Origin of the sequence: Trebonia sp., from assembly GCF_049794275.1 — a bacterium.
GTDB lineage: Bacteria > Actinomycetota > Actinomycetes > Streptosporangiales > Streptosporangiaceae > Trebonia.
This window is the reverse complement of sequence record NZ_JBARCR010001314.1, coordinates 1-2,297: the sequence shown is the minus strand read 5'-3', so window position 1 is coordinate 2,297 and position 2,297 is coordinate 1. Positions and strand designations below refer to the sequence as shown.

2 protein-coding genes and 1 pseudogene are annotated in these 2,297 nt (G+C 71.8%); 2 read left to right on the top strand and 1 reads right to left on the bottom strand.

The genetic code is table 11. From position 1 onward, the window contains the following. Together WA805_RS31820 and WA805_RS31815 are read left to right on the top strand one after the other, a co-directional pair. A partial coding sequence (locus tag WA805_RS31820; protein WP_425244195.1) for a hypothetical protein occupies positions 1-1,014 on the top strand: 1,014 nt, incomplete at its 5' end. Positions 1,015-1,073: 59 nt separating this feature from the next. Next, positions 1,074-2,108 (top strand): LLM class F420-dependent oxidoreductase, encoded by a 1,035-nt coding sequence (locus tag WA805_RS31815; RefSeq protein WP_425244194.1) that lies wholly within the window; start codon positions 1,074-1,076, stop codon positions 2,106-2,108. Here WA805_RS31815 and WA805_RS31810 read toward each other — a convergent pair. Further along, positions 2,105-2,297 (bottom strand): annotated as a pseudogene (locus WA805_RS31810) (PLP-dependent aminotransferase family protein); the annotation flags it as partial. The gene WA805_RS31815 and the pseudogene WA805_RS31810 overlap by 4 nt on opposite strands.

Genomic DNA, 2,297 nt, shown 5'->3' with positions numbered 1-2,297 from the left:
GTCGATCCCCTGCTGCGCGCCCACCTGTACACCCGGCTCGGGCGGCTGGAGCTGACCAGCCTGGACTACGAGGCGGCGACGGCGGCCTTCGACGCGGCCGAGGCGCTGCTCGGCGATCATCCCGGCGACGGCGACGGCGACGGCGACCGCGACGACGCGACGGCCGACCAGTGGCTGGAGATGATGATCGACGGCCGGGCCGACATGCACGTGATGCGCTTCGAGCCGGACCCGGCGCTGGCAGTGCTCGAGGCGGCCAGGCCGGTGCTCGAGGCGCACGGCACGCCAGCCAGGAGATACGTCTTTGACCGGCTGTTCACCCAGCAGCGGCTGATCAGGAACCGGTTCCAGGTCGACGACGCCGACCTTGCGCGGCTGTACAGCAGCCTCCGGATGGCGGAGCACACCGGGGAGGAGAAGGACCTCGGGTACGCCACGCACTTTCTCGGCTGGGGCCTGTGGATGCGCGGCGACCTGCCGGAGGCCAGGCGGCAGCTGGAGAACGCGCACGACATGGCGGAGCGCATGGGAGAGACCTTCCTGCGTGCCGTCAGCCTGCAAACGCTCACCCTGACCGCGCTCCGCCAGCACGACACGGAGGCGGTCCGCCGCCTGCTCCCGCGAGCCGCCGCGGCGGCCGAGAACGCCCGCACCCCGCTGACCGGGATTATGGCGTGCCGAGCGTGGCTCGCCTGGCAGGACGGCCAGCCGGACGAGGTGATCAGGCTGGCGGACCAGATCGCCAGCTACCAGCCGTCCACGATTAACATCATCGGCGCCTATCGGTGGGTCCACCTGTTCCCGCTGATCGCCGTGCGTCTCGGCGCCGGCCGCGCCGACGAGGCGGTGACGGCCGCGCGGCAGCTTCTCGATCCCGCGCAGCAAGCGCTCCCCGGCGACCTGACGGCCGCGCTGGAAGCGGCGGGCGAAGCACGAGACCACGGCGAGCTCGGCCTGGCCGGACAGCACCTGGAATCCGCGCTGCTCCTGGCCCGCGACCGCAACTATTTCTGACCGCGTGATCGCGCTACATTGACTGCGCAGGATCAGCGGCAAACCGGAGGGCGAACGCGATGCGCGTGGGAATGATGCTCGGGTACGCGGGCGGGTTCAGCGAGACGGTCGACGAACTGGCCGACTTCGAGCGGGCCGGGCTGGACATCGTCTTCGTGCCCGAGGCGTACTCCTTCGACGCGGTCAGCCAGCTCGGCTTCATCGCCGCGCGCACCACGCGGCTGGAGATCGCCTCCGGCATCCTGCCGATCTACTCCCGCACCCCGGCGCTGACCGCGATGACCGCCGCCGGGCTCGACTTCGTGTCCGGCGGCCGGTTCACCCTCGGCCTCGGCACCTCGGGGCCGCAGGTGATCGAAGGCTGGCACGGCGTGCCGTACGACGCGCCGGTCGGCCGGACCAGGGAGCTCGTCGAGATCTGCCGGATGGTGTGGCGCCGCGACCGGCTGGACTACCAGGGCAAGCACTACACGCTGCCCTATGAGGGCGGCACCGGCCTGGGCAAGCCGCTCAAGCTGATCAACCACCCGGTCAGGGAGCGCATCCCGATCGTCATCGCCGCGCTCGGCCCGAAGAACGTCGCGCTCGCCGCCGAGGTCGCCGAGGGCTGGCAGCCCATCTTCTACTTCCCGGAGAAGGCGGCGATCGCGTGGGACGCCCCGCTCGCCGAAGGCAAGGCCGGGCGAGACCCGGCTCTGGGAACGCTGGACGTCATCGCGTCCGCGCCGCTGGCTATCGGCGACGACGTCACCGGCCTGCGCGACCTGACCAGGCCGGTCTTCGCGCTGTACATCGGCGGCATGGGCGCCCGCGGCAGGAACTTCTACTACGACCTGGCCTGCCGGTTCGGCTACGAAAGCGAGGCGGACACGATCCAGGAGGCCTACCTGGCCGGCCGCAAGGACGAGGCCGCCGCCCTCGTCCCCGCCGACCTGGTGGAGAAGACCGCGCTGATCGGCCCGGCCGGCTACGTCGCCGAGCGGCTGGCCGCGTTCAGGGAGGCCGGCGTGACCACCCTCAACGTCACCCCGATGGCCGGCACCCACGCCGAGCGGGTCGCCCTGATCGAGAAGATCCGCGACCTGGCAGGCTAGCCCAGCCCGCGCAGGGCACGGCCGAGGGTGGCGACGCCCTCCTCGATGTCGGCCGTCGTGTTCGCGGCATACCCCAGGACGATCCCCGGCCGCTGCGGGCGCTGGCTGTGCCATGAGAGCGGCTGCACCTTCACGCCGCGGGCCAGCGCCGCGGCGGCCAGGTCGGCGTCCGCGAAGCCGGCCTCGAAG